This is a genomic window from Kitasatospora sp. NPDC093806 (genome assembly GCF_040683335.1).
Lineage (GTDB): Bacteria > Actinomycetota > Actinomycetes > Streptomycetales > Streptomycetaceae > Kitasatospora.
Genome location: NZ_JBFBDO010000027.1, coordinates 1 through 21,380, shown reverse-complemented (window position 1 = coordinate 21,380; position 21,380 = coordinate 1). Strand labels below are relative to the sequence as shown.

Genomic DNA, 21,380 nt, shown 5'->3' with positions numbered 1-21,380 from the left:
GCCGGCCCCCGGGTGGGGACCGGCGCTCGGCGCGGGGACGGGGGTCAGAGGGTGCAGCCGGTGGTGGTGTTGCCGGTAGGCAGGGGGACGGTGTGGCTGGGCCGCGGGGTGGTGCCGCGCTGGGTCCAGGCCTCCAGGTCGTCGAAGGCGGCGTTGAAGCAGGACTGCATCGGGCGGACGACGGTCGGCGCGAAGTCGTAGAAGCCGTCGGTGTGGGTGCCCTGCTCGACGCGGTAGTAGCGGTGCAGGTCGCCGCGGCCGGCATCGTTGATCATCTTGTCGTACACGTCGCCGGTGCGGGTGATCGGGAGCAGGACGTCGTAGGTGCCCTGGAGGGTGATCAGCGGGCGGGTGATGCGGCCGGTGAGCGAGACCCGCTCGACCGCGTCGTGGACGGCGGCGGGCCGGGCGGCGTAGTCGTAGTCGGTGTCGCAGCCGGCGCCCGTGCCCTCGTGGCAGAACGGGGTGCCGGCCTGGGCGGCGCCGTCGTAGTCGGGGTCGAGCTCCTCGCGGATGGTGCGCTGCAGGGAGTCCCAGAGGCCCAGGTAGTGGGGCTTCCAGAGGGTCTCGGAGCCCTTCGGGTAGCCGGCGGCGTACATCTCCTCCGCCGCGCCGGGCTCCTTGCGGTCGAAGCGGGGGAAGGCGCGCAGGGCCGGGGGCAGGTTGGTCAGCAGGTTGGGGGCGTCGCGGGTGAGCAGCAGGCCGTTCCAGTCGATGCCGCCGGTGTACAGCTCGGGGAAGTGTTCGAGCTGCCAGCGCACCAGGTACCCGGCCGCGGAGAGCCCGGCGGCGTACGTCCGGGACGGCGCCCGGCCGTACTGCCGGGCGACCGCCTGCTTGGCGGCGACGGTCAGCTGGGCGACCCGCAGGTGCCACTCCATGATCGCGTCGCCCGGCTTCTCGCCGTCCTTGTACAGCTCCGGGCCGGTGTTGCCCTTGTCGGTGGCGGCGTAGGCGAAGCCGCGGGCGAGCACCTGGTCGCTGATGATCTGGTCGTTGGCGTACTGGCGCCGGGTTCCGGGCGGGCCGGCGACGACCAGGCCGCCGTTCCAGTTCTGCGGCAGCCGGATCACGAACTGGCTGTCGTGGTTCCAGCCGTGCAGGGTGTTGGTGGTGGAGGTGTCCGGGAAGTAGCCGTCGAGCTGGACGCCCGGGATGCGGGTGGGGTTGACGTTGGTGCGCGACTGGAGGCCGGTGTAGTCGTCCTTGTCGGTGAGGCCGGCGGGGAGGGCGGCGGTGGTCAGGTCGGCCAGGCAGTGGCTGACCACGCGCTCGGCGCCGGGGACGAGCGGTCGCTGCCCGGTGCAGGCCGAGCCGGCGGCGCCCGGTCCGGCGGCGGTCGCCCCGGCGGCGGGGAGGAGGCCGACGGCGAGCAGGGCGGGTATGACGGCGATGAGGGGGCGCCAGCGTCGGGACATGGGTGAGTGCTCCTTGGACGAACGGTGCGGAGGGGTGCGGCGGATCAGTGCGGCAGATCAGTGCGGCGGACCGGCGACGCGCCGATCGCGATGGGTCGAAGGTAGGCCGCGCCGCCGGACGTGACGGAGTGCCGGACGGCCAAACCCACGGCACCTGCGGCGGCCCGGCCGCGGCCACCCCCGTGCCGATCGGCACATGACCTTTCGCCACGAAGGAGAGGGGCCTACCCCCGGATCCGCCGTCGCACCGTGAGCCGACCGGTCGCCGACGACCTGTTTCCCACCGTGACGGGAGTGTGGCGATGCTGACGGATGATCGGCTAAAGTCCCTCCGCCATCATCATGATCATCGGGGGATACCTTGCCGTCCGAGGCGAAGAGAACGAAGGAGCGCGGCGGTGCGAACAACGCACTCGGCTGGGCGCTCACCATCGGCCTGAACATCATCGCGCCGATCATCACGTACAACCAGCTCACCGAGCACGGCTACGCGGAGTTCACCGCGCTGCTGATCTCGGCCGGCTGGCCCGTCGTCGACCTGGCGGTCTACCTGGCGTGGCGCCGCCGGGTCGACGAGTTCGCGGCGATCTCGCTGCTCTTCCTGGCCCTGACCATCGTGGTCACCCTGGCCGGGCCGCACGACGCGCACTTCCTGCTCGTCAAGGACTCGCTGATCACCGGGCTGTTCGGGGTGGTCTGCCTGGCCAGCCTGGCCGCGCCCCGGCCGCTGATGTTCTACTTCGGCCGCAAGTTCGCCACCGACGGCTCGGCCGAGTCGCTGGAGCGCTGGAACGGGCTCTGGCAGCTGGCCGGCTTCCGCCGGGTCCAGCGCAACCTCACCATCGGGTGGGGCGTGGCCTACCTGGTGGAGGCGGCGCTGCGGGTCGGGCTCTCGTACGTGCTCTCCACCGACGCGATGCAGGCCCTGAACACGGTGCTCTCCATCGCGGTCACCGTGCTGCTGGTCACCTGGACCGTCTCCTACGCCAAGCGCGCCCGGGCCAAGGGCGCCGCGGCGGCCGCCGCGCGGGCGGCGGAGGCGGCGGGGGCCGCCGGGACCGCGGAGCCCGCGGCCGTCTGACGGCCGGAGCCCGCGGCACGCACCCGCGAACGCAGACGACTCGACCCCGCCGGCGCGCCTTCGGCGGGGTCGAGTCGTATCCGTAGGACGGGGTCAGGCAGTCGGCGCGGCGGCCGGGGCAGCAGCCGGGGCGGGGGTCGCCGCCGGGGTGAGCAGCCGCTGCGCCAGGGCGCCGAAGAGCAGTCCGAAGCCGACCCAGAGGACGGCCTGAATGCCGATCGAGGCCAGTCGGAAGTCCCACAGCAGGGCCGCCGGGAAGGACTCCCGGATCGCGTCGCCGTTGTCCGGCAGGACGGCGAACAGCACGGCCATCACCGCGGCGTACCCGGCGCCCGCCGCGACGGTGGCGTTCCAGGCGCCGAGGCGCGCGGCCAGCCGACGGCCGAGGATCACCGCGGCCACGCCGACCAGCACGCTGAGCGCGATCATCAGGAAGAACAGCGTGGTGCGCTGCCCGATGGTGTCCGGGTTGCCGACCGCCGGCGGGGTCGCCGGGTACTTGAGGAACGGCACCAGGTAGAGCGTGGTGAAGGCGCCGCCCGCGACCAGCGCGGCGGTGGCCCGGGGGCCGAACCGGCCGACCCGGCCGAGCGCGAAGCAGAACGCCAGGGAGGCGATCCCGCCGAGCGCGACGCCGTACACCAGCACGCCGGTGGCGAGGCCGGCCGTGGACTGGAGGTCACGGCTGACCAGTTCCTCCTCCTCGTCCTCGTGCTCGGCGTGCTCGGCGGTTCCGGCCCCGGCGCCGGCCCCAGCGGCGCCGTGGTCGTGGTGCGAGGCGGGTGCCGACTGGGTCTGCTCCAGCGCGATGCTGTCCGCGACGGGGCCCTCGCCGACGGTGTACGCGAAGACGAAGGCGAGCAGTCCGGCGACCAGGCCCGCGATCATGCCGCGCAGCAGCAGCTTCCCGACGGTGCCGGAGGGCAGGGCCGCGGCGGGCACGGCGGCGGTGGGCCCGGCGGTGACGGGCCCGGTGGTGGAGGTGTTCATCGGTGCGTGGTCTCCGGTCAGTGGCAGGGGAAGCCGAGCAGGTGCCGGCCGTCGTGCACCCACTCGTGCACGGCCGAACCCGAGAAGACCGAGGTGGCGCCCTGTTCGGCGCCGACGAAGTAGAGCAGGACCAGCGCCAGGGTGCCGAGGAACAGCGCCCAGGGGAGGATGGCGCGCACCGGCAGCGGCGCGGGGGCGGAGCCGGCTGCGGGCAGGGCGGGAGAGACGACGGACTGGGCCATGGCAGGACCTCCTGAGGGGAAACACGCGTCCCGTGCGGTGGAGCTCGGACGACGGCCATCGGGTCTGACTCTGCCGAGGCCCGCCGTTGCGTGAGGCGACCGGTTCCGGCATACAGTGGCGCGACCGTGCCGGATTCCCACCGGACTTCCGTCTCGCCGTCGTCTTCAGTTGTCGGGGGAGACCGTAGCGCCCGGCGGCGGCCGCGCCAAGGGAGCGCACGGGATCGTTGCAAGCGCGCGCACCTGCGGTTTCGCGCCGTCGGAGGGTGCGGAACGCGGAAGTCCGAGTCGCCGCAAGGGTGACAGGTGTACGAAGGGGGAACGTCGTGACGGTTCGGGTGATCTTCATCTCCCCGGCGATCGGCGACGCGCTGCGGCAGGCCCGGTTCGACGACGACGGCCCGCTGGACGAGTCCGGCGTCCGCGCCGCCCGCGCCGCCGGGCCCGCCCTGCCGGCGGCGGACCGCCACCTCGCCTCGCCGTCCACCCGCTGCCGCCGGACGGCCGAGGAGCTCGGGCTGACCGGGGTGGTGGCCGAGGAGGCGCTGCGCGGCTGCGGGATGGGCCGCTGGCGCGGGCGGACCCTCGACGAGGTGGCCGCCGAGGAGCCGCAGGCGGTGCTGGAGTGGCTGGCCGACCCGGAGGCGGCGCCGCACGGCGGCGAGTCGGTGCGGGAGCTGTGCGCCCGGGTGGGCGAGTGGCTGGACGGGACGGCGGCGGCCGGGCCGGCCGGCCGACTGCTCGTGGTCGCCGAGCCGGACGTGGTCCGGGCCGCCGCCGTGCACGCCCTGGGCGTCCCGGCGCACGCCTTCTGGCGGCTCGACGTCCCGCCGCTGGCGACGACCGGACTGACCGGCCGGGCCGGCCGCTGGAACCTCCGCCTCGGCGGCTGATCCGGCGCGGCAGGTTCGCCTGGGGCCCGGCGACCGGCCCGGGACCGAGCCTCGATTGAGCACCCGGTTCCGGCGCCGGCCTTGGCTCAGCCTCCGGCCCAAGACCGCCGACGCGACCCGCCCGTCCTCAGCCCGCGAGCAGGCCGGCCCGGGTCTCCTCGGCCAGCCGGAGCAGGCGGGCCACCACGGCCGGCTCGCGTACGGCCAGCGCCCGGGCGACGGCCAGCGACTCCTCCACCGCGGCCAGGGCCTCGGGCGGGCGCCGTCCGGCCAGCAGACGGGCCCGGGCGAAGGCGCACAGGGCCTCGGCCAGGCCGACTTCATGAGCGGTGCGGTCGGTCCCGGTGAGCGCGCGGTAGCGGTCGACCGCCTCCTCGGTCGTCGCGGCCGCCGCCTCGTGCAGGCCGGCTTCGGCCAGCCGCAGGCCGTGGCCCGGCAACGCCTGAGCCAGGGCGGCCTCGTACCCGGCCGGGTTCTCGGCGGCGAGTGCGAGGTGGAGAGTGACTGACTCCTCGGTGGCCCGCAGAGCCTCCCCGGTGCGGTCCGGCAGCCGGCTCAGGACCTCGCCGCGGGCCTGCAGCGCCAGGGCCAGGCTGAACCGGTCCGCTGCGGTGCCGGCATCGGCGCCGGCCTCAACGGCCGGTCGGGCGAGCTCCACCGCGCGGTCGAGCGTGGTCAACGCCCGCTCGTGCTTGTCGAGTTCGCCGAGGATGGTGCCGTGGGAGGTGAGGGCGCCGATCAGTACGGGCAGGTACCCGGGCTCGGCGCCGACCACCGTCTCGCTGTCCGCCACGGCGTCGCCGGCCGCCCGCACGGCCTCCTCCGGCCGGCCCGCGCCGAGCAGCAGGAGACCGAACAGGAGTCGTGAGGGGAGGAAGGCGGGCCGCTGCCGGTCGGCCGGCGCCAGCTCCTCCATCAGGGCGGTCGCCTCCTCCAAAGCGGCCAGTGCCTCAAGGCGCAGTCCCGCCTGCATCAGGTGGATGCCGAGGCTGCCCAGCGAGGCGACGAGGGCGAGGCGCAGCTCCGGTGACCCGGCGCGGGCGAGCAGCCGGCGCAGCATCTCCGCCGCCTCCTGCGTGACGGCGGCCGCCTCGGCGGGCCTGCCCAGCGCGCCGAGCACGTGGCCGGCCCATTCGAGGGACTGGGACAGCCGCTGCTCACTCGACGACGGGCCGGGCTCCGGGTCGGCCTGCGCCAGTCGGCGGCGGACCTCGATCGCCTCCCGGGCGACCTCCAGCGCCTCCTCCTTCGCTCCCACCGCGTTCAGCAGGACGGAGTGCACGCCGAGCCGCTGGGCCAACGGCTCGGCGTGGACGGCGGGCGAGCGCAGCGCCAGCTGCCGGCTGGTCTCCACGGCCTGCCGCATCGCCGTGACGGCCTCCGCCGAACGCCCGAGGTCGTGCAGGCAGCGGGCCCGGTGCGCCTGGTGCAGGGCGAGCGTGGGCCGGAAGGCGTCGGGGTTGCCAGCCGCGAGCTGTGCGACGAGGTCGACGGCCTCGCTGACCGCTGCGATCGACTCCGCCAACCGTCCGAGGGAACGCAGGTAGCCGGCCAGGTTGTTGAGGCCGGTCGCGAGACCGGGCGTTGCGGCCTCGGGCCGGGCCTCGGCGAGCTGCCGGTAGCGGCCGATCGCTTGCTCGACCACCTCGACGGCCTCCCCGAACCGTCCGTTCTCGCCCAGCCGGCCGGCGAGGGTGAGCAGGCTCATGGCGGCGTCGGCGGCGAAGGCCTCCGGCAGCTCCCGCGCGAGCGCGCCGTAGATCTCCGCAGCCTCCCGGGCCGCCGCGAGCGCGCCCCCGTAGTCGGCCACGTCCGAGAGGTGGTTCGCCAGGGTGTTCAGGCTCATCGCCAACTCGTGGCGGTAGGCGTCCGGTTGGGCGTCAACGAGCTTGCGGTAGAGCCCGACGGACTCGTGGATCGCCGCGGCCGCCGCCGCGTACCGGCCGAACTCCCCGAGCGCGATGGCGAGCGAGTTGAGGCTTGATGCCAGATCCGCCTCGTAGACCTCGGGGCGAGCCCGCGCCAGCCGGCGCCGGACGGTGACGCTTCGTTCGATCGCCGCCATCGCCGGCTCCGGACGGTCCATGTCCCCCAGGCAGTTGGACTGGGTGCCGAGGGTCAGGGCGAGCGATTCGAGGTAGGCGTCCGGATTGGCCTCGGCGAGCGGCTCCAGGATGCGGACGGCCTCGTCGGCTGCCGCCAGGGCCTCCTCAAGCCGCCCCAGTGCCCGGCACCAGAGGGACAGGTTGTTGAGGTTGGACGCGAGCGCGGCGAGCAGCTCCTCGTCGGCGGTCTCCGCGGCCAGTGCGCGGCGCAGCCCGACCGCCTCCGTCATGGTGGCCCGCGCCTCCTCCGTCCGGCCCAGGTCGCCCTGGACGGAGGCGAGGGTGTTGAGGCTGGACACCAGGTGCGAGCGGAGCCGGACGTCGGTGAGGCCGGGGACGGAGCCGGACCGCACCAGCGCGCGGTACCGGGCGACGGCGTCGACGGCCGGGGCCAGCGCCTCCTGTCGCCGGCCCAGGGCGTTCAGGCAGACCGCGAGGTCGTTGCGGGTGGCCGCCAGCCCGGACCGGGCCACGGCGGAACCGGTCGCGGCCGGTGCTTCGAGCAGGGCGACCACCTCGCCGAGCGGGCGCAGCGCCTCCTCGTGCCGGCCGAGGTTCACCAGCCGCAGCGCGTACTCGCGCAGCCGGCCGGCGAAGACGACCGGGCGGAAGGCGGTCCCGTCCGCCTTGTCGCCGGTGGCACCGGTGTGCCGTTCGCGGTGGTCGGCGACCAGGCGTTCGGACAGCTCGACCGCCCAGGGCGCCAGGTTGTAGCTGCTCATCGGCAGGCGGTCGGCCAGCGCGGCGAGCTCCGGCAGCGGCGTGGCCGGGTCGGCGGTCAGCGCGCGCAGGGCGCCGAGCAGCGGCGCCGGCTCCTCGACCTGGGTGGCCACCTCGACGGCCGCGCCGCCCAGCAGGGGCAGGAAATCGGCGCACAGCCGGGCGATCTGCCCGTCCAGCCGGCCGAGCAGCGGGGGGTGCGCGGCGGCCCGGGTGAGCAGGGTGAGGAAGCGGGCCGCCTGGGCGGGCGAGAGTGGAGGCCGGTCGGTGCCGTCGCCGGGATCGCCGCCGCGCAACAGGGCGGGGGCGAAGCCGGGGTCCGCCAGCAGGTGCCGGCCGACGAACCGCTCGGCCAGCCGGTCGGGTTGCAGGGTGCCCCAGGGGCCGTCGTCCGATGGCGGGTACAGCGACTCGATCCAGCGGCGGACGTGCCGGCGGCGGTCGTAGGTCTGGTCGGCCAGGGCCGGCACCCGCCGGAGCAGCGCGTCCCCGGACGGCTGCTCCTCCGTGCTCAGCAGCACGGCGGCGGCCATGGCGTCGGTGAGGGTCTCCCAGGAGACGGCCGAGGAAAGCCCGTTGGCACCGGAGGCGCTCCGCCAGTAGCCCGACTCGTGCCGCAGCAGCCGGTCCTCGGCGTCCCGCCCCGGGGCCCCGTTACGGGAGGCCTCGTTACGGGACGCCCTAGCGGCGGCGTCCAGCAGGTCCGCGAGGGCGATCATGTGCAGGGTCAGCGCGTTGCCGAGACCCGCTCCGGTGAGGGCGGGCGGGGTGAGCCCGGCCAGCAGCGCGGGCCAGTCGTGCGCCTGTCGGCCGCGGACCCGGGGCAGCGCGGCCGCGAACGCCGCGGCCGCCCGCCGGTACGCCTCCGGCCGGGCCGCCGGGTCGGCCTCCAGCGGTGGCAGGGCCTCCACCCACGCCTCGTCCAGCAGGTCCTGCACGGCCTCGTCCGCGCCGGGGGCGAGCGGTGCGCCGCTCCACCACTCGCCGGCCGCCCGGGCCAGCAGCAGCAGTTTGAACGGGGTGGCGCCGTGGTGCCGGACGGCCGCTTCCAGCAGCGCGGACAGCTGGGCGGCCCGGGTCTCGGCGTAGTCGAGGACCACCAGCAGCGGCGCGGCCGCGTCCCGGACGGCGGTCAGCTGCCCGGCCTCGGCGTGCTCCGGCGGCCACAGCACCACCCAGGGCTCGTCCCCGTTCGGACGGTCGGTCAGCAGGGCCGACAGGTGGTGGGCGAGGCGGGTCTTGCCCTGACCGCCGGGGCCGTGCAGCAGCCGGACGCCGGGGCCGGGCTCCGCGCACCAGTCCACCAACGAGGCCACCAGCTCCGCGCGGCCGTGGAAGTCCACGACCTGCCGCCCGGCCTGGAGCAGCGCCGCCGGGGAGGACGGTGCTCCGGCGGCCCCCGGTCCGGCACGCTTCGTCAGCTCCTGGAACTCCACCGGCTCCAGGACCGCCGCGACCCCGTGCTCGGCCAGTGCGGCCCGGAACCCGTCCTGCTCGAACAGGACCGACGCGGGCACCGCGTCCAGCGCGGCGTGCCCGGAGTGCGCGGACTCGCCGTAGAGCACGCCGGTGAGCAGGTCGCCGCAGAACATCGGCGCGCCCGACAGCCCGCCCCACGGCAGGGTGCCGCGCTCCCGCCACTCGGGCGGGTGCTCCCGCAGGTCCAGCCGGTGCCGTCGGCCGACGATGCCGGTGCCCGGGTTGACGGTGGCGCCGATCTGCCGGAACTCCCGGGGCGCCGGCCGCGCGCCCGGCTGCTGCGGGTCCTGGGCCACCCGGGGCACGCCCCAGGTCTCGGCCGGCTGTCCGGGCCGCGCGGTGACCAGCCGGCCCCAGCGCACCGGGGCTCCCGGCAGCGCTGGCCACGGCTCGTCCTCGACCCGGACCAGCGCCGCGTCGTCGGGCCCGTCGGGGCGGCCGCACCACACCACCACGCCGGTGTGGCGGAGCGGTTCGCCCGGCGGCGCGAGCCGCACCTCGGCGCCCGGCCGGCCGACCACGTGCGCGGAGGTGAGCACCAGCCGCGGGCCGATCAGGTACCCCGAGCCGCGCCGGCTGTCCGCGACCAGGGTCACCAGCCGTTTCGCGTCCATCCCGTCGCCACCCCCCCGGGTGCGTCCGTACGGTTCAGCAGTGGGCTCAGAAGTCGTCGCGGTCGGAGATCCGCAGCGACTGCTCGGCGAGCTGCGGCGTCAGGGTGAACGAGATGCGGTGGGTCCGTCCGCGGGACACCCCGGCCTCGGTCTCGGCGCTCACCGCCCAGACCCGGAAGCCGGCCTTGGCCCTGGCGTCGGCGCGCAGCTCGACCTCGAACTCCATCTCGATCGGCCCGACTTCGAAGCGCAGCTCCTGCTCGTCCGCGTCCTGCGCGGCCTTCAGTAGTTCGGCCCGCACCGCCGCCACGGCCTCCGCCAGTCCGATGTCCATCCCGTCCGCCCCTCCGTCGCGCTCCCCGGCGTTTCCCCGCCCGAGCCGCCAGCCTAGGAGCGCCGACCACTGCACGGGGCCGATTTCGTCACACCCGACCGTTCACCGCCCGGTCGACGCCTAGCCAGTTCGAGTGAAGGTGCGTCCACCGACCATCGGAACGTCAACGGGGCGCCATAGCCTCGTTGGGCTCCATCGACTCGCACGACTCGGAAAGGGCAGCGACAACATGACGCACTCATCGGACGGCACCGGCACCGGCATCGGCACCGGCAGCGGCGCGACGGCGGGCGGGCCGTCCCGGCGTACGGCCCTCAAGGTCGGCCTCGGCGTCGTCGTGGGGGCGGGCGCGATCGGTACGCGGGCCCCGGCGGCGATCGCCAACGGGCCCTTCGATCCCACCAGCCCGACCATCGCGGTCAAGGTGAAGAACCTCAGCGGCCCGGCCGAGACCGGGCGGTTCGGCGCGGCGTGGACCGACCTCGGCATCCCCGTGCGCTGCCCGGACGGCTCCATGCTGTTCGTCTGCGGCGACACCTTCGCCGGTGACCGGGTCGGCGCCGGCGAGTGGAACGCCCCGGTCGGCCTGCGCTCCGGCAGCGCGGACCTGAACAACCTCCGGATCGACGGCATCGTCCAGGGCGCCCACGGCATCAGCCTCGTCGACGAGCCGCACAACCCGGTCGGCGAGGGCGCCACGACCGCGATCCCGTCCGACGCGTTCGTGGTCGACGGCGTGCTGTACATGCACCTGATGCGCGGCGTCATCTACGACACCCACCACACCGACTTCTGGCGCTCCACCGACAACGGCCGGACCTGGGAGTACCTCTGCCAGTGGCCGGGCGACCTGCACGGCGGTCAGTTCCAGCAGAAGACCTATGCGGTCGCGAACGACGGCTACTGCTACGTGCTGTCCACCGTCTTCAACCGCGAGGTGGAGTCGGGCATGCTGCTGCACCGGGTCCGGCAGGACCGCCTCGGCGACCCCGACGCCTACGAGCCCTGGGGCTGGACGCCCGACGACGGCTGGCGGTGGAACGCGCCCGCCCCGACGAGCGTCTTCGGCACCCGAAAGTGGGGCGAGCTCTGCTTCCGCGCCATGGGCGGCAAGTACGTCCTCACCTGGCTGAACATGAACCCGCTGTCGATCCGGGCGATGGTCTTCCCGCTCCCGACCTCGGACCTGACCAGGACGCTGGAGCAGACCATGATCCTCCCCGGCGCCCCGGGCCAGGAGATCGGCAACCTGGTCGCCGCCCCGTACGGCGGCTTCGTCGTCCCCGGCTCGACCTTCGCCGACTTCCACATCGTCGTCAGCCAGTGGTACGACCCGGTGAACTACCGGATCATGCAGTACCGGATCGCCGGTGTGCTCTCCTGACCGCAGCTCCCCGACCACACGGGCGGCCGCCGGCCGGCACCCGCTCGGAGCAGTCCGGGTCGTGCGGGGCGGCGGCTGTTCGCAGACTCGGAGGCGGGGGCGGGATCCCGGGGGTGGACTCGAACGGAAGAGGCATCCTCATGAGCAACCGTCTTCGCCGCCCCGGCCGCCTCCGCCACGCCCTGGCGGTGGTCGTGGTGGCCTCGGTCGGCGTCGCGCTGGCCTCCTGCGGCAGCGCGAAGGAGTCGACCGGCGGCACGTCGAGCGGCACCGCCACCGCGGCCGGCGGCGGGGCGATCAAGATCGGCCTGCTGCTCCCGGAGACCAAGACCACCCGGTACGAGCAGTTCGACCGCCCGCTGATCGAGAAGAAGATCAAGGAGCTGGCGCCGAACGCGCAGATCGACTACTACAACGCCAACGAGAACGCGACCACCCAGCAGACCCAGGTCGACACCGCGCTCACCAAGGGCGACAAGGTGCTGATCCTGGACGCGGTGGACTCCAAGTCGATCCAGTCCTCCGTGCAGAAGGCGCACGACGCCGGGGTGAAGGTGATCGCGTACGACCGCCTGGCCCAGGGCCCGGTGGACGCGTACGTGTCGTTCGACAACAAGAAGGTCGGCGAGCTGCAGGGCCAGGCCCTGGTGGCGGCGGTCGGCGACAAGGCGAACGCCGGCTCGATCATCATGATCAACGGCTCGCCGACCGACCCCAACGCGGCCGACTTCAAGGCCGGCGCGCACAGCGCGATCGACGGGAAGCTCAAGATCGGCAAGGAGTACGACACGCCGAACTGGGACCCGAACAACGCCAACCAGGAGGCCGCCGCCGCGATCACCGCGATCGGCGGGCCCAACGTCGTCGGCGTCTACGCGGCCAACGACGGCATGGCCGCCGGCATCGCGACCGCGCTCAAGGCGGCCGGCCTCAGCGTCCCGCTGACCGGCCAGGACGCCCAGCTCGACGCGGTGCAGCGGATCCTGATCGGCACCCAGACGATGTCGATCTACAAGCCGTTCAAGCCGGAGACCGACACCACCGCCCAGATCGCGGTCGCCTTCGCCGAGGGCAGGACGCCCGACGCCAAGCTGCTGCCGACCACGGTGACCAACGGCAGCGGCAACACCGTGCCGGCCGACCTGATCACCCCGGTCGTCCTGACCAAGGACAACATCAAGACCACGGTGGTCGCCGACGGCCTCTACACCCCGCAGCAGATCTGCACCGCCGACTACGCCGCCGCCTGCGCCGCCGCCGGCATCTCCTGATCCGCCAGGACAGCGGCAGGACAGCAGCAAGACAGCAGCCCGAAATCCGTAGCCGCCCCGCCCTCCCCGAGGGCGGGGCAAGGGAGTTGGTCACCGTGACAGGTGAGACCGTGCTGGCCCTGCGCGGGGTCTCCAAACGGTTCGGCGCCGTGCAGGCGCTCACCGACATCGAACTGGAGGTGCGGGCCGGCGAGGTGGTCGCGCTGGTCGGCGACAACGGCGCCGGCAAGTCGACCCTGGTCAAGGCGATCGCCGGGGTGCACCAGCCGGACGAGGGCGTCATCGAGTGGCACGGCAAGCCGGTCGCCATCCACCGGCCGCAGGACGCCCAGCACCTCGGCGTGGCCACCGTCTACCAGGACCTCGCGCTCTGCGACAACCTCGACGTGGTCGGCAACCTGTTCCTCGGCCGGGAGATCCGGCGCTTCACGGTGCTCGACGAGGTCGAGATGGAGAAACGTTCCCGCGAACTGCTGGACACCCTCTCCATCCGCATCCCCAGCGTCCGGATCCCGATCGCCTCGCTCTCCGGCGGCCAGCGCCAGGTGGTGGCGATCGCCCGGGCGCTGATCGGCTCGCCCAAGGTGGTGATCCTGGACGAGCCGACCGCCGCGCTCGGCGTCGAACAGACCGCCCAGGTGCTCGACCTGGTCGAGCGGCTGCGCGAACGGGGCCTCGGCGTGATCCTGATCAGCCACAACATGGCGGACGTGATGGCGGTCGCGGACACCGTCGCGGTGCTGCGCCTCGGGCGCAACAACGGCGTCTTCGCACGCCGCGCCACCACCAAGGAAGAGATCATCTCGGCCATCACCGGTGCCACGGACAACGCCGTGACCCGCCGGCAGGCCCGCGGCACGGAGGGCCCCCAGTGAGCGACGACAGGCCGGGCGGCGACAGACCGGGCGATGCCAGACCGGGCGACGACAGGCCGGGCGGCGAGGAGCGCCACCACGTCCCGCTGCCCGAGGACAGCATGCCCAAGGGCGGCGTCAACGCCCCCGTCCCGGTGGCTGCCGAGGCGACCCCGGCCGTGGACCCGCGGCTGATCGTCCGGCAGGAGGGCATCAAGGGCTACCTGGGCGAGTTCCGCCGCCGGCTCGGCAGCGGCGAACTCGGCTCGCTGCCGGTGGTGCTCGCGCTGATCGTGATCTGGGCCGTGTTCGGCAGCCTGGACAGCAGCTTCCTCTCCGCCCAGAACCTCTCCAACCTGTCGCAGCAGATCGTCGGCACCGGCATGATCGCCATCGGCGTCGTCTTCGTGCTGCTGCTCGGCGAGATCGACCTGTCCGTCGGCTACGTCAGCGGCCTGTGCGCGGCGCTCTACGCCGTCATGAACGTCACCCACGGCATGAACGAGTGGCTGGCGCTGCTCGTGGCCATCGTGGGCGGCGCCGTCGTCGGCCTGGTCCAGGGCCTGTTCTTCGCCAAGGTCGGCGTGCCCGCCTTCGTCGTCACCCTGGCCGGCAACCTCGGCTGGAACGGCGCGATGCTCCAGATCCTCGGCACCAGCGGCACCGTCAACCTCTCCGGCAACGACATCGTCTCCAGGCTGTACAGCACCATCTACGGGCAGCAGATCGCCGCCTACGGCGCGGCCGCGGTCGGCGTGGCGCTGTTCGTGCTGGCCTCGCTGGTGGACGCCGGCCGGCGGCGCCGCGCCGGGGTGCCGTTCCGGCCGATGGCCGACATCGTGGTGCGGACGGTGGTGCTGGCGGTGATCGCCTTCCTCGCCGCCTACACGCTCAACCAGTACAAGGGGCTCCCGCTGGCCCTGCTGATCTTCCTGATCGTCATCGTGCTGCTGGACTTCGTGCTGCGCCGCACCACCTACGGCCGCAAGGTGTTCGCGCTCGGCGGCAACATCGAGGGCGCCCGCCGGGCCGGCTTGAACGTCGCCTGGATCCGGATCAGCGTCTTCACCATCTGCTCGACCATGGCGGGCGTCGGCGGCCTCTTCCTGGCTGCGCAGATCCAGTCCGCCAGCCAGACCTCCGGCGGCGGCAACCTGCTGATGAGCGCCATCGCGGCGGCCGTCATCGGCGGCACCAGCCTGTTCGGCGGCCGCGGCAAGACCTGGTCGGCGCTGCTGGGCGCGCTGGTGATCGGCTCGATCCAGTCCGGGATGAACATCCAGGGGCTCAGCAACGCCATCCAGTTCATGATCACCGGCGCGGTGCTGCTGGCCGCGGTGGTCATCGACTCGCTGGCCCGCCGCACCCAGCAGGCCGCCGGCCGCGCCTAGAGCGCACCCCGGTGGACGGTGTGGCCGCCGACGACGGTGCGGACGGGCAGCAGGTCGCGGAGGTCCTCGGCCGGGCAGCTCAGCGGGTCGGCCGGCCAGAGGGTCAGGTCGGCGAGGGCGCCGGGGCGCAGGCTGCCGCGGACGTCGCTCTCGCCGGTCAGCCGGGCGGCGTTGACGGTGTGCAGGGCGATCGCCTCGGCCCGTTCGACGGCGTGCTCGGGACCGACCACCCCGGCCACCGTCTGCCGGGTGGTCATCCCCCAGACGGAGAGCATCGCGCCGTACGGGCCGACCGGGAAGTCCGAGCCGGCGGCGAGCAGTGCGCCCTCGTCGAGCCACGCGCGCAGCGGGAACAGCCCGCTGGTCCGCCGCTCGCCCCAGGCCCGCCGCTGGGCGGTCGCGCCGTCGTGCAGCAGCGGGTGCTGGACGGTGACCGGGACGCCGAGGGCGATCGCCCGGGCCCGCTGGTCGGCCCGGGCCAGCCCGCCGTGCTCGACCACCAGGGTGCCGGGCGGCAGACCGGGGCGGCGCTTGAGCACCTGCTCGAAGACGTCCAGCAGGGTGCGCAGCCCGCGGTCCCCCCAGGCGTGCACGCCGACCCGCCAGCCGCGGCCGACCACCCGGTCGACGGCGGCGGCCAGCTCGTCCGGCTCCCAGAGCAGTCGGCCGTGGTAGCAGGGCTGCCCCTCGTACGGCTCCTCCAGCGCGCCCGCCTCGAAGCCGCCGTCGATGCCGAACTTGACGCCCCACAGCCGGAGCAGCTCGTCCTCCTCGCCGGCGGCCCGCCAGGCGTCCATCCGGTCCAGCAGCTCGTCCACCTCCTCCGGGGTGCGGACGGCGAAGCCGGAGACCAGCGCCCGGACCCGGACGGCGAGCGCCCCGGCCCGCCGGGCCGCGCTCAGCACGGCGAGGTCCTCGACCGGGACCAGGCAGTCCCGGACGGTGCCGATCCCGGTGGCGGCGTATGCGGCGGAGGCGGCCCGCAGGCCGTCGATCCGCTCGGCGAGCGCGGGGCGCGGCAGGACGCGCTCGACCGGCTCGATCGCCTTGTTGATCAGCCGCCCGGTGAGCCGGCCCCGGGCGTCGCGTTCGATCACGCCGCCGGGCGGTTCCGGGGTGTCGGCGGTGATCCCGGCGAGCCGCAGGGCGGCCGAGTTGAGCACCATGTTGTAGGCGCCGCGGCGGACCAGCACCGGGTGGTCGGCGGTGGCCCGGTCCAGCTCCTCGGTGGTGGGCATCCGCTGCTCGGCCAGGTTCACCTCCTGCCAGTTGACCGTGGTGCGGATCCACTCCCCGGCCGGGGTGCGGGCGGCGCGCTCACGGATCAGGGCGAGGAACTCCGGTAGGTCCCGGGCCCGGTGGACCGGGACGCCGTGCACGCTGTGCCCGGCGAGGATCAGATGGGTGTGGGTGTCGTCGAAGGCGGGCAGCACGGTCGCGTCCGGTGCGTCCACGACCTCGGTGCCGGGCCCGATCAGCTCGTCCAGGCCGGCCGGGTCGGGGGAGAGGGCGGTGATCCGGCCGCCGGTGACGGCGATCGCGCGGTGCGGCGGCTCGCCGGGGACGAGGGTGTGCACGGCGGCGGCGCGGACGAGCAGGTCGGCGGGGGCGGGCCCGGAGGTGGGGGCGGGCCGGGAGGCGGGGGGCCGGACGGTCATCGGGACTCCTGGGCGGTGATCTGTTCGACGTGGCGCAGGCTGGGCCCGGCGAGCAGCGCGTGCAGGTCGGTGAAGACGGCCCGGGCCGCGACGGCGTTCCAGTCGGCGGGCAGCAGGGGCTCGGGCAGGCCCGGGTCCAGGTAGGGGAGCCGGCGCCACTGGGTGAGCATCGGCACGTAGGCGCGGAACGCCTCGGCCGGGTCGACGCCGGCCGGGTCGCGGGGCCGGGCGGCGGCCGGCCGCCAGGCGTCGGTGAAGGCCGCGTACTGGGCCTCGATCGCCGGGAAGTCCCACCAGTCGGCGACCGCCGTGCGCAGATCGGTGAAGCCCGCGTACTCGGCGGAGAGGAAGAGGTGCACATAGGCGTCCAGGCCGAGCCGCTCCAGCAGCCGCCGGGCGTCCGGGAGCAGCCGGGCGGGGGCCAGCCAGACGCCGGGGGCGGCGTTGCCGAAGCCGAGCCAGCTCAGCCGGGAGCGCAGCTTGTGCCGGTGGGCGCGTTCGGACTCCGGCACCGAGAAGACCGCCACCACCCAGCCGTCGGCGAGCGCGGCGGGCTCCAGGCTGTGGAAGATCCGGCGGTCGCCCTCCTCGAACACCGGGCCCATCGCGGGGGCCAGCCGGTAACCGGTGCCGGCGCCGTCGCGGCGCTCCTGGAGCAGGGTGCCGGCCTTCTTCAGCCGGGAGATGGCCGAACGGACGGCGGGGGCGTCGACGTCCAGCTCGGCCATCAGGGCGATCAGGTCGGCGATCGATATCCAGCCGCCGAGCCGGCGGACGAACTCGCCGTAGACGGTGTGGATCAGCGAACTCGGCCGGGGCGGGGCCTCGGACCGGGGCGGGTCTTCGGACATGGCGGACGCTCCTCCCCGGCGACTGGTGGCGATCATAGCGGTGGGCCGGTCCACCCGACGGCGGCCGTCAGGCCTCGGCGTAGGCGCCGGAGAGGAGCCGGCCGGCGCCGGGGGCGAAGGCGGGCAGGCCGAGGGCGCGCAGCAGCTGGTGGGCGGTGCAGACGGCGGCCGAGACGACCGGCTTGCCGAGCCGCCGCTCGGCCTCCTCGATCGCGGACAGCGAGGGCAGCTGCACACAGGCCGACAGCACCACGGCGTCGGCCTCGGCGTGCGCGAGGCCGGCCGCGATCGCCGGGAGCTTCGCCGGGTCGTGGGCGGCCACGTCGAGGTTGTCGGCGATCTCCAGGGCCGCGTGGTCGAGCACCTCGATGCCCTCGTGGCCCAGGTAGTCGACCACGGTGCGGGCCAGCGGCCGCAGGTACGGGGTGACCAGCGCGACCTTGCGCGCCCCGAGCGCGTGCAGCCCGGCGACCAGCGCGCCGGCGCTGGTGACCACCGGTGCGGGGGCGCCGCTGTCGACGGTGCGCCGGTGCAGCCGCCGTTCGGCCTCGCGGTGGTAGCCGGGGCCGGCGCTCATCACGGCGACCAGGCAGGCGTAGCCGAGCACGTCGACCCGGGCGTCGGCGAGTTCGACGGCGCAGCGGTCGGACTCCGCGTCCATCCGGCGCAGCTGCTCGGGCGTGACCCTGGTCATCCGCATCCGGCTGGAGTGGAAGGTGAACCGCTCCGGTGCGACCCGCTCGCGGGCCCGCAGCAGCGCGGGGACCTCGGTCTCCATGGTGACGTTGGAGCTGGGGACGATCTGGCCGATCCGGTAGGTGGTCATCAGGGCCTCGGCTCCTCGCGTGTGGGAGGTGGGGTCAGCGGGCGTCGATCACCGGGTTGGTGAGGGTGCCGATCCGTTCGATGGTGGCCTCGACCAGGTCGCCGGGTTGCAGGAACTGCGGAGGCACCAGGCCGGCGCCGACGCCGGAGGGGGAGCCGGTGGAGATCACGTCGCCGGCTTCGAGGGTGACGCCGGCGGAGATGTCGGCGATCAGGCGGGCGATGCCGAACAGCATGTGGCGGGTGTTGGAGCTCTGCCGCAGTTCGCCGTTGACCCGGAGCGACAGGTCGAGGGCCTGTGGGTCGGGGATCTCGTCGGCGGTCACCACGGTGGGGCCGAACGGCGCGTAGGAGTCCTGGCCCTTGGAGAAGAACCACTGGCCGGAGCGGCGCTGGTCGCGGGCGCTGATGTCGTTGACGATGCTGTAGCCGAAGACGTGCCGCCAGGCCTCGGCCTCGGTCACCCGGAAGGCCGGTTCGCCGATGACGACGGCGAGTTCGCACTCCCAGTCGAGCTGCTTGGTGAGGTCGGCGTTGTGCCGGATCGGCTGGCCGGGGCCGGTCACGGCGGTGGACGGTTTGCCGAACAGGACCGGGCGGTCGGGCAGTTCGCGCTCGGTGTCCAGGGTGCGGTGCGATTCGGCGACGTGCTCCACGTAGTTGAGGCCGACGCCGACGATCTTGCCGGGGCGCAGCGGCGCGCGCAGTGCGAGGTCCGCGAGCCGGCGGACGGCGGCGGGGTGGGCGTCGGCGGCGGTGAGCAGCGTCCGGGCGGTGGCCAGGGCCGGCTCCCCGGCCCGGATCACGCCGAGCAGGTCCCCGGGCAGCTCGGCGCCGGTGGCGGCGGCGAGCGCGGACAGGTCGGCGACCCGGCCGGCGCCGAGCAGGGCGCCCAGCCGGGGGGTGTCGTCGCCGTCGGCGCAGTAGGTCAACAGGTGCATGGGGGAGGGTTCCTGACTAGGAGGGCGAGGAGGAAGGGGAGGACGGGGAGGACGAGGAGGGGGCGGTGGTCGGCTGGTGGCCGTCGTGGTCCGGGTAGGCCTCCTCGCGGTACAGGCCGAGCGAGCGCATCACCGGGAAGTCGTCGAACGAGAACAGGCAGGCGTCCTCGCCCTGGTCGAGGTTCGCGTGCTCGTGCCAGGCCCAGGACGGCACCACGAAGATGTCGCCCTGCTGCCATGCGAAGCGGTGCCCGGCGATCACCGAGACGCCGCGCCCCTTGGCCGCCGTGTAGACCACCGAACCGGTGTGCCGGTGGGCCCGGGTGGCCTGGCCGGGCCGCAGCAGCTGGAGGTGCGCGGACATGGTCGGCATCACCGGGCCGCCGGTGACCGGGTTGGTGTACTCCATGATCACCCCGTCGTAGGGCGAGCCCTCGGTGACGCGGGCGAGCCGGCCGAGCGCGTGGTAGCTGGGCTCCCAGGGCCAGCCGAGCAGCGGGGAGTACGGGCGGGTCCACTTCTCGACGCCGTAGGGCAGCAGGTTGCCGCCGTAGGTCGACAGCGAGGAGTTGACCACCGGGCCGGGCCGTTGGTACAGCTCCGGGTGGACCTCGTAGAAGTTCGCGTCGAGCATGTTGACCAGCGGGATGTCCAGGCCGTCCTGCCAGATCACCGGCGCGTCCCCGGACTCGTTGCCGTGCTCGTGCCAGGTGTTGTTGGGGGTGATCGCGAAGTCGCGCGGGCCGACCTTGAGCTTCTGCCCGTCCACGATGGTCCAGGCGCCGGTGCCCTCGTGGACGAAGCGCAGCGCGGCGGCCTGGTGGCGGTGCGCGGTCATCGCCTCGCCGGGGCCCATGATCTGCAGTCCGGTGTACAGCAGGCCGACGGCGGCACTGAGTTCGCGGCGGGCCGGGTTGACCAGCATGACCACGCGGCGGCCCGCGTCGTCGGCTTTGACCAGCGGCAGTGCCTTGCGGACCAGCGGGCGCAGCTCGGCGTAGCGCCAGAGCACCGGCACCGACTTCGGCTGCGGGTACCAGGGCTCGATCTCGTTCGCCACGGTCCACAGTGCGCCCGCGTCGACCTTGGTCAACTCGTCGTAGTAGGCGGTGAGTTCGTTGTTGTCCGTGACGCGGGCCCGGCCGATCCGGGTGTCGTCGTGGTCGGTGGTCATGCCTCCTCCTTCGAAAGCGGCCGCAGCGGTCGGTTGTCCACGTGGAGCCGGAACACGTCGAAGCGGTTGTAGTGGCCGACGATGTCGTGCATCTGCTTGGGCTGGACGCACCGGCCGAGGTCGATCTCGGCGTAGACGATGCCCTCCTCGTCCACCAGCGGCTCGGTGACCGGGCGCCCGTCCGGGCCGAAGACGCCGGACAACGCGCTGTGCGGGCGGTCGAGTTGCTTGCGCACCCGGGCGTCGTCGGCGGCCAATAGGTCGACCATCGCGGGCGAGACGGTCGAGCAGGACACCACCGTGAACACCTTGCCCTCGAAGCAGTGCGCGGCGGCGCGCAGCGCGATCGCCTCCGCCATGTCGTAGTCCTCGGGGGCGGTGGGCAGCGCGATGTAGGCGGCGGCGTGGACGAGTTCGCCCTGCGCCAGCAGGGTGAAGCGGGCCAGTGGGTTGGTGTTCTCGCCGCAGGCGAGGACGCCGAGCGGGCCGACGGCGGTGCGGTGGACGCGCAGCGAGCTGCCGTCGCCGGGCGTCCAGGTGAGCTTCTCGGCCCAGGTCGGCACCAGTTTGCGGTGCACGCCGAGCAGTTCGCCGTCCGAGCCGATGGTCAGCAGGGTGTTGTAGAGGACCCCGAGGCTGTGCCGCCCGCGCTCGTTGACGCCGATCACGACGACCGTGCCGGTCCGCCGGGCGGCGGCGCACAGGGCGTCGACGTACGGGCCCGGGACGTCCACGGCCGCGCGGTAGAGCCGCTCGTACCAGGGCGAGCCCTGGAGGGGGTCCGTCGTCCAGTTCCAGTACGGGTAGCCGGGGACGAACACCTCGGGGAAGACGACGAGGGCGGCGCCGTGGCCGGCCGCCTCGTGGATCAGGGCGACCGCCTTGTCGACGGTGGCGGCGGGGTCCAGGTAGACGGGGGCGGCCTGGACGGCGGCGGCGGTGAAGCGCGGCAGGTCCAGGGCGGTGGCCACCGGTTCGGTCATCGGTCCTCCTCCTCGGCTGGGCTCGGGCGGTCGGCTGGGCTCGGACGGTCGGTGGGGCTCGGGTGATCGGTGGGGACCAGGCCCGGGTGGTCGGTAGGGACCGGGCTCGGGTGATCGGTGGGGGCCGGACCCGGCCGCCGACGGTCCGAACCCCGCCGACCACCCGGGCCCG

General features: G+C 74.1%; 17 protein-coding genes. 6 read left to right on the top strand and 11 right to left on the bottom strand.

What is annotated here, in order from left to right:
• Nucleotides 1–44 precede the first annotated feature (44 nt).
• On the bottom strand, nucleotides 45–1,418 hold the full coding sequence (locus tag AB0N76_RS16155; RefSeq protein WP_363557460.1) for a tannase/feruloyl esterase family alpha/beta hydrolase: 1,374 nt from the start codon (nucleotides 1,416–1,418) through the stop codon (nucleotides 45–47).
• 361 nt (nucleotides 1,419–1,779) lie between these two features.
• On the opposite strand from AB0N76_RS16155, the gene AB0N76_RS16150 reads away from it, so the two are divergent.
• A complete protein-coding gene (locus tag AB0N76_RS16150; RefSeq protein ID WP_363557458.1) occupies nucleotides 1,780–2,499 on the top strand; it encodes a VC0807 family protein in 720 nt (239 codons plus the stop codon).
• Nucleotides 2,500–2,592: 93 nt separating this feature from the next.
• On the opposite strand, the gene AB0N76_RS16145 is transcribed toward AB0N76_RS16150, so the two are convergent.
• A complete protein-coding gene (locus AB0N76_RS16145) occupies nucleotides 2,593–3,426 on the bottom strand; it encodes a CbtA family protein (protein WP_363557560.1) in 834 nt (277 codons plus the stop codon).
• Nucleotides 3,427–3,506: 80 nt separating this feature from the next.
• Nucleotides 3,507–3,731 carry a CbtB-domain containing protein gene (locus AB0N76_RS16140; RefSeq protein WP_363557456.1) on the bottom strand — a complete coding sequence of 75 codons (225 nt, stop codon included), beginning with the start codon at nucleotides 3,729–3,731 and terminating at the stop codon, nucleotides 3,507–3,509.
• A 326-nt stretch (nucleotides 3,732–4,057) separates the two neighbouring features.
• Between AB0N76_RS16140 and AB0N76_RS16135 the strand changes: the two genes are divergently transcribed.
• A complete protein-coding gene (locus tag AB0N76_RS16135) occupies nucleotides 4,058–4,624 on the top strand; it encodes a histidine phosphatase family protein (RefSeq protein WP_363557454.1) in 567 nt (188 codons plus the stop codon).
• 127 nt (nucleotides 4,625–4,751) lie between these two features.
• Here AB0N76_RS16135 and AB0N76_RS16130 read toward each other — a convergent pair whose 3' ends face one another.
• On the bottom strand, nucleotides 4,752–9,542 hold the full coding sequence (locus AB0N76_RS16130; protein ID WP_363557452.1) for a tetratricopeptide repeat protein: 4,791 nt from the start codon (nucleotides 9,540–9,542) through the stop codon (nucleotides 4,752–4,754).
• Nucleotides 9,543–9,588: 46 nt separating this feature from the next.
• Nucleotides 9,589–9,876, bottom strand: a complete 288-nt coding sequence (locus AB0N76_RS16125; protein ID WP_363557450.1) for a trypco2 family protein — start codon at nucleotides 9,874–9,876, stop codon at nucleotides 9,589–9,591.
• 229 nt (nucleotides 9,877–10,105) lie between these two features.
• Here AB0N76_RS16125 and AB0N76_RS16120 point away from each other — a divergent pair, with 229 nt between their 5' ends.
• The 4 genes from AB0N76_RS16120 to AB0N76_RS16105 all read left to right on the top strand — a co-directional run bounded on the left by AB0N76_RS16120 (nucleotide 10,106) and on the right by AB0N76_RS16105 (nucleotide 14,776).
• Nucleotides 10,106–11,260: a DUF4185 domain-containing protein gene (locus AB0N76_RS16120; protein WP_363557448.1), complete on the top strand. Its 1,155-nt coding sequence runs from the start codon at nucleotides 10,106–10,108 to the stop codon at nucleotides 11,258–11,260.
• A 140-nt stretch (nucleotides 11,261–11,400) separates the two neighbouring features.
• Nucleotides 11,401–12,531, top strand: a complete 1,131-nt coding sequence (locus AB0N76_RS16115; protein WP_363557446.1) for a substrate-binding domain-containing protein — start codon at nucleotides 11,401–11,403, stop codon at nucleotides 12,529–12,531.
• An 86-nt stretch (nucleotides 12,532–12,617) separates the two neighbouring features.
• Entirely contained in the window at nucleotides 12,618–13,406 is a 789-nt protein-coding gene (locus tag AB0N76_RS16110; protein ID WP_363557444.1) for an ATP-binding cassette domain-containing protein, read from the top strand.
• Nucleotides 13,407–13,507: 101 nt separating this feature from the next.
• Nucleotides 13,508–14,776 carry a sugar ABC transporter permease gene (locus AB0N76_RS16105; RefSeq protein ID WP_363557558.1) on the top strand — a complete coding sequence of 423 codons (1,269 nt, stop codon included), beginning with the start codon at nucleotides 13,508–13,510 and terminating at the stop codon, nucleotides 14,774–14,776.
• On the opposite strand, the gene AB0N76_RS16100 is transcribed toward AB0N76_RS16105, so the two are convergent.
• The 6 genes from AB0N76_RS16100 to AB0N76_RS16075 form a co-directional block, all read right to left on the bottom strand.
• Nucleotides 14,773–16,434, bottom strand: a complete 1,662-nt coding sequence (locus AB0N76_RS16100) for an amidohydrolase (RefSeq protein WP_363557442.1) — start codon at nucleotides 16,432–16,434, stop codon at nucleotides 14,773–14,775. The genes AB0N76_RS16105 and AB0N76_RS16100 overlap by 4 nt on opposite strands.
• A complete protein-coding gene (locus tag AB0N76_RS16095; protein WP_363557440.1) occupies nucleotides 16,431–17,285 on the bottom strand; it encodes a PaaX family transcriptional regulator C-terminal domain-containing protein in 855 nt (284 codons plus the stop codon). The genes AB0N76_RS16100 and AB0N76_RS16095 overlap by 4 nt, the downstream gene beginning before the upstream one ends.
• 67 nt (nucleotides 17,286–17,352) lie before the next feature.
• Nucleotides 17,353–18,111 carry an Asp/Glu racemase gene (locus tag AB0N76_RS16090; protein WP_363557438.1) on the bottom strand — a complete coding sequence of 253 codons (759 nt, stop codon included), beginning with the start codon at nucleotides 18,109–18,111 and terminating at the stop codon, nucleotides 17,353–17,355.
• A gap of 34 nt (nucleotides 18,112–18,145) precedes the next feature.
• Entirely contained in the window at nucleotides 18,146–19,051 is a 906-nt protein-coding gene (locus tag AB0N76_RS16085) for a fumarylacetoacetate hydrolase family protein (RefSeq protein WP_363557436.1), read from the bottom strand.
• 16 nt (nucleotides 19,052–19,067) lie between these two features.
• Nucleotides 19,068–20,225 carry a cupin domain-containing protein gene (locus AB0N76_RS16080; protein WP_363557434.1) on the bottom strand — a complete coding sequence of 386 codons (1,158 nt, stop codon included), beginning with the start codon at nucleotides 20,223–20,225 and terminating at the stop codon, nucleotides 19,068–19,070.
• The gene (locus AB0N76_RS16075) at nucleotides 20,222–21,208 is read right to left on the bottom strand and encodes a carbon-nitrogen hydrolase family protein (protein WP_363557432.1); all 987 of its coding nucleotides are present in this window, start codon (nucleotides 21,206–21,208) and stop codon (nucleotides 20,222–20,224) included. Before AB0N76_RS16075 ends, AB0N76_RS16080 begins: the two co-directional genes overlap by 4 nt.
• Between the last annotated feature and the right edge of the window lie 172 nt (nucleotides 21,209–21,380).